Genomic DNA, 4,867 nt, shown 5'->3' with positions numbered 1-4,867 from the left:
CTGCCGCAACTGGAGGCCTTCTATAGGAACCTGGCGGAACTGGATGTGGCGATCAAAACCGGTCAGATCCCTGATGTGGTGGCGCTGGAGACCTTCATTGTCTCCGTAGGTCGACGGGGGATGGCTTAGAACGGGCATGGGGATACAGGGGGAGGGGCGGCTACGATGGTGGCTCCATCATTGGGCCGCGGGGAGGGAGGAGAAGGGGAGAGTCCATTGTCCCTGCGAATGGCTTCCGCTCTACAAATCCCCAATTCATAAACCAATAATTTGGGAGCGCTGAGACCGGTGAAGGCGGCCTCCAAAAGCTCTCCTGGGGAAATCGAAATGAGGCCGAGCGTGATCCTTAAACCTCACGCCGAACGCAAGCTTCGGAACTTCTACCCATGGGCCTTTCACGATGAGATCGCAGATGTCCAGGGCGATCCGGAGCCGGGGGCGATCGTTCTGGTCCGGGATTCCTCCGGCGCCCTGATCGGACAGGGGTTTTACAACCCTCGCGCCTCTATTCCCCTACGGATGCTTTCCCGGGGTGAGGAGCGCATCGACGCCGCATGGCTCCGTCGACGCCTGATGGAGGCAGCGGCTCGCCGACGAGAGATCCAGGGAACGAATGCGGTGCGTCTGGTCCATGGGGAAGCGGATGGCCTTCCCGGTCTCATCGTGGATCGTTACGGCGAGGTGCTGGTGGCACAAATCCGGAACCTGGGGATGGAGCGCTGGCGGGAAAGTATCTTAGAGGCCCTACGGGCATTGTTTGCCCCCCGTGGGATTTATGAGCGCAGCGATGTGGAGGCTCGGGAAGATGAGGGATTGGAGCCTTATACAGGCCTCCTATGGGGAGAGGTGCCGGATCCGGTGGAGGTCATAGAGGACGGGCTGGTTTTTGAGACCAGCGTAGTGCGGGGGCAGAAGACCGGGTTTTACCTGGATCAGCGGGACAACCGGCGGCGATTGCGGGGATGGGTTCGGCCAGGCGATCGGGTGCTGGACGTTTACGGCTATATCGGGCCCTTTGCGCTTCATGCCGCAGCGGCAGGAGCCACGGCGGTGGTGATCGATAAGGATCCCTGGGCGCTGGGGCAGGTGGAACGGAATGCCCTCCGGAACGGCCTGGCGGACCGCATCTCGGTCCGTCTGGGGGATGCCCTGGAGATGATGGAGACGCTGCTCGTCGAGGACCGACGCTTCGACTGGGTGGTGCTGGATCCTCCGGCCATGGCGAAGCGCCGGATCGAGTGGGAGCGAGGGGTGCGACGTCGGTTTGTGGAGATGGCCCGTCTGGCCTTGCGTCTGTTAAGAGACGGCGGCGGGCTCTTTTTCTCATCGTGCGCTTACCCGATCCGCCTGGAGGATCTGATTGAGGCCGCCCGCCTGGCCGCCTCGGATGTCGGCTGTCGGCTGGTGGTGCGCGATGTGACGTATCAGCCCTCCGATCATCCATGGGTCCTTCAGATCCCGGAGACGTTGTATCTCAAAACGCTGATCGTGGAGAAGCAATCGGCCGGCGATTAAGAGGCGCCCAGTGCGCCAGGGCGGCTTGCGTGCAGAGTAGGACCACTGTGTATGGAAAGCCTGGGTCTGAAAGCCTATCGTTGGGTTTTTTAAAGCATTGGCGGCTTGTTATATCATGGGGAGGAATGCGTGAAAAGGTCAGCTCCTAGGGGGTATTGTGAACTCAAAAGATGAAAAAACATTGCCGCTTGGGTTGCAAATGCTGGGCCCTGGGCTGATGGTGCTGGGGGTGATGTTGCCATGGGGCGCATCCCCCGAAGCGCAGGGCCTGGATCGCTGGGGGTTCATGGTCCTCCTCGTCGGGGTTCCCGCTTTATTGCTGCCGTGGGCGGCCCGCGAGACGGTCATGGCGCATCGGGTCCTGGGAGGCTTGGCGTTGATCGCAGCGATCGGGGCCCTCGGGGGGTGGATGGCGGCCTGGCAGGCGATTCCAGCAGACATCCCGGACCCAGCCACCCGAGTCGGAAAGGGTCCCCTTTTCACCCTAGCCGGAGCGGCTCTCACATGGGCCACTCTCCCCGGTCCGCTCAGGGGTTGGCATCGAGCGCTGGCGGCCGGAGGGGGGTTCGGGTTGATGCTCGCCATCGCCGTGGGGATGTCCGCCTGGCTTTCTGCAGAAAAGGAAACTGCGGCGGCGATGGGGAGCCCAGTCCCCGCTCGGATGGGGACGCCATGGATCATCATCGAGGTTCACCCCTCTCCAGAAACCCTGACAATGCGCCGTATGGAACAACCTTCGCTGGCTATGCCCACCTCGACTCCCCTGCCCTTCCCTCAAGGAACAAGTCTGGAGCCCGGGGGCTTGAGCCCTCGGGGACTTCCAACCGCTACCCCATGGGGCGAGGGTCCGGAGTCTTCGCTGCCCACGCCAGCGCCGACGGCGACGGTTCTTCCGCCGCACTCGCCCTTGCCCACGCCGACGCCGCCGTCGTCGCCGTTGAATCCATAACTCGGCTTCCTTATGCATCGACCTTTGGAATGAGCTCGCTGGTTCTTTTCGTGGAATTTGGGAGTGAGGGGGGCCGCCCCGCCCCCGAAAGATTTTTGCTCCCCCTCCCCACGGTCCTTTAGGCCGTGGAGAGGGGAGAGGGGCCATTGCCTTCCGGACCGGCTGTCGTTCGCTTCCTCAGAGGGCTTTGGAGGGTGGGGCCGGGCGCCGGAGGCGCCCGGCCCCACCCAAACCGCGGAACACCCCAATTGGGCTGAAAAGGACGGGTGACGAGGCCCGTTGATCAAAAACATACCGCAGGCAGACGATTCTTGCAGGAGGTTGTGGGATGACTGGATTCGCCCAGGACGTAGCCCATCGCTTGGTTGAGAACATCGAACGGGTGATCTTCGGGAAGCGAGATGCGGTTGAGCTGGCGGTGATCGGCTTGCTGGCTCAGGGTCATCTTTTGATCGAGGATGTGCCCGGCGTGGGGAAGACGATGCTGGCCAAGGCGATGGCGCGCTCGATCGGAGGAACCTTCCGTCGGATTCAGTTCACCCCCGATATGCTTCCCAGCGACATCACCGGTGTGTCGATCTTCAATCCCGGGACCCGGGCTTTTGAGTTCCGCCCTGGACCCATTATGGCGAACATCGTCCTGGCGGATGAGATCAACCGTGCTACCCCAAAGACCCAGGCCGCGCTGCTGGAGGCCATGGAGGAGCGCCAGGTCAGCGTGGATGGCGTGACGCACACCCTTCCTCAACCGTTCCTGGTGCTGGCCACCCAGAATCCCATCGAATACGAAGGGACGTTCCCGCTGCCGGAGGCGGAGCTGGATCGTTTTATGTTGCGGATCCGCCTGGGTTATCCCTCTCGGAAGGATGAGCTGGCGATCCTAGAAGCCCAACAATTCCGCCATCCCATCGAGACGCTGGAGCAGGTGGTGCAGCTGGAGGAGTTACGCCGGGCTCAGGAGGAGATCCGGGGTGTTCATGTATCCGCTGAGGTCAAGGGATACCTCCTGGAGATCGTGGAGCGCACCCGGGAGCATCCCGATATCTACCTGGGAGCCAGCCCGCGGGGCGCTCTCGCGCTGTTCCGAACCGCTCAGGCACGCGCTGTTCTGCGGGGGCGGGACTACGTGCTCCCGGATGATGTGAAGGCGCTGGTTCAGCCGTGCTTGGCCCACCGACTGATCCTGAATCCAGAGGCCCGGATGCGAGACATCACTCCGGAACAGATCCTGATTGAACTCATGAACCGGATCCCGGTGCCAGGGGCCGCTCTCGCCTGAGGGGGCGGAAGGGGCAGGGAGGAGGGATAAGCTCCAAAGGCATGGGCGGATCCTGAAGGTCATGACCGGGCCAGTTGTGGGGGGATGTGAAAACTCTTATACTCAAGTCAAACCGCCGTTGAGGGGTTCATCCGGATGGAGCAGCGGATAAAAAGCCCGGAAAGCGCCGGGTATGAAAGCCGAGTCTCCCCGGTGGATTTCGACTGGATCCTGGAAGCCATCGCGCCGCTCCGGTTTCCCCTGGCCCAGGGATTGTGGCTTCTACGCCCCTGGTTGGGGTCCGAACGGATCGCCCGCTGGGTGGCAGATCTGGAGGGCCCCCTCCGGGGTTGGGATGACAAGGAGGGTTCCTCATGATGGGCGGATTGCTGCTCCTCTCCTTCGTTTTACTGACGCTCCTCGCTGTCCGGATGACCCGACGGATCCAGAGACCTCCTCGGGAGCTGGAACCTTTTCGAATGATCCCTCGAGAGGTCGGGCGGGCCCTGGAGACCGGACAGCCGCTCCATCTCGCCCTGGGCTCCGGTGGGTTGATCGGCAGCGAGGCTGCGTTGACGCTGAGTGGCCGGCGGATCCTGGAGCGCCTGGCGCAGGATGGCGCGGCCGGGGAGGTCTTCCCTTTTGTGACGGTGGCCGATCCGGTCGCGTTGCTTTACGCCCGACATGTGCTCCAGGATGCCTGCCAACGTCAGGGCATTCCCTCCTTTCCTCCTCCGGATCGCGCATGGTGGGCCGGCGCCAGCCCCATGGCCTACGCGGCAGGCCTTACGCTGTTGCTGGGGACGCAACCGGTGGCGGCCAATATCATCAGCGGCCTGTTTCGGGAAGAGGCGGTGCTGGCTGGGGAGATCGGTCAACGATATGGAGCCCGTTCGATCTTCACAATGCCGGATCCAGGCGGAGCCGCTGCGCTGTGGTCCTTTGATCCCGCTCTGGCCATTGGCGAGGAGGCCTTCGCAGCCTCCTCCCTGGGGGAGCCCCCGGGGGGCCCATCGGCTCTCCTCCTGACCCATGATCTGATCCGATGGTTGTTGATGGTGCTCATGGTGATGGCGGCTCTGGGATTCGCTCTGCGCGGTTAAAGGAGGGATCCAGATGTTTCGACGCGTGTTGCCAGCAGGCTT

General features: G+C 62.8%; 6 protein-coding genes. All 6 read left to right on the top strand.

The genetic code is table 11. The annotated features are described in order from the left end of the window. The 6 genes from NZM16_RS14050 to NZM16_RS09170 all read left to right on the top strand — a co-directional run bounded on the left by NZM16_RS14050 (position 1) and on the right by NZM16_RS09170 (position 4,825). Positions 1 to 129 carry a hypothetical protein gene (locus NZM16_RS14050; protein WP_367281022.1) on the top strand — a complete coding sequence of 43 codons (129 nt, stop codon included), beginning with the start codon at positions 1 to 3 and terminating at the stop codon, positions 127 to 129. Positions 130 to 339: 210 nt separating this feature from the next. Further along, positions 340 to 1,515 carry a class I SAM-dependent rRNA methyltransferase gene (locus tag NZM16_RS09190; protein WP_295449291.1) on the top strand — a complete coding sequence of 392 codons (1,176 nt, stop codon included), beginning with the start codon at positions 340 to 342 and terminating at the stop codon, positions 1,513 to 1,515. A 181-nt stretch (positions 1,516 to 1,696) separates the two neighbouring features. Continuing rightward, complete coding sequence (locus NZM16_RS09185; RefSeq protein ID WP_295480060.1) at positions 1,697 to 2,464, top strand: hypothetical protein; 768 nt, start codon at positions 1,697 to 1,699, stop codon at positions 2,462 to 2,464. Between the two features lie 328 nt (positions 2,465 to 2,792). Next, positions 2,793 to 3,743, top strand: a complete 951-nt coding sequence (locus NZM16_RS09180) for a MoxR family ATPase (RefSeq protein ID WP_295449298.1) — start codon at positions 2,793 to 2,795, stop codon at positions 3,741 to 3,743. Between the two features lie 135 nt (positions 3,744 to 3,878). After that, positions 3,879 to 4,100: a hypothetical protein gene (locus tag NZM16_RS09175; RefSeq protein WP_295449301.1), complete on the top strand. Its 222-nt coding sequence runs from the start codon at positions 3,879 to 3,881 to the stop codon at positions 4,098 to 4,100. After that, complete coding sequence (locus tag NZM16_RS09170; protein ID WP_295480058.1) at positions 4,097 to 4,825, top strand: DUF6754 domain-containing protein; 729 nt, start codon at positions 4,097 to 4,099, stop codon at positions 4,823 to 4,825. The genes NZM16_RS09175 and NZM16_RS09170 overlap by 4 nt, the downstream gene beginning before the upstream one ends. Positions 4,826 to 4,867: the final 42 nt, after the last annotated feature.

This window comes from Thermoflexus sp., assembly GCF_025055495.1.
Classification (GTDB): domain Bacteria; phylum Chloroflexota; class Anaerolineae; order Thermoflexales; family Thermoflexaceae; genus Thermoflexus.
The sequence above is the reverse complement of the archived record's forward strand: the minus strand, read 5'-3'. Positions and strand labels throughout refer to the sequence as shown.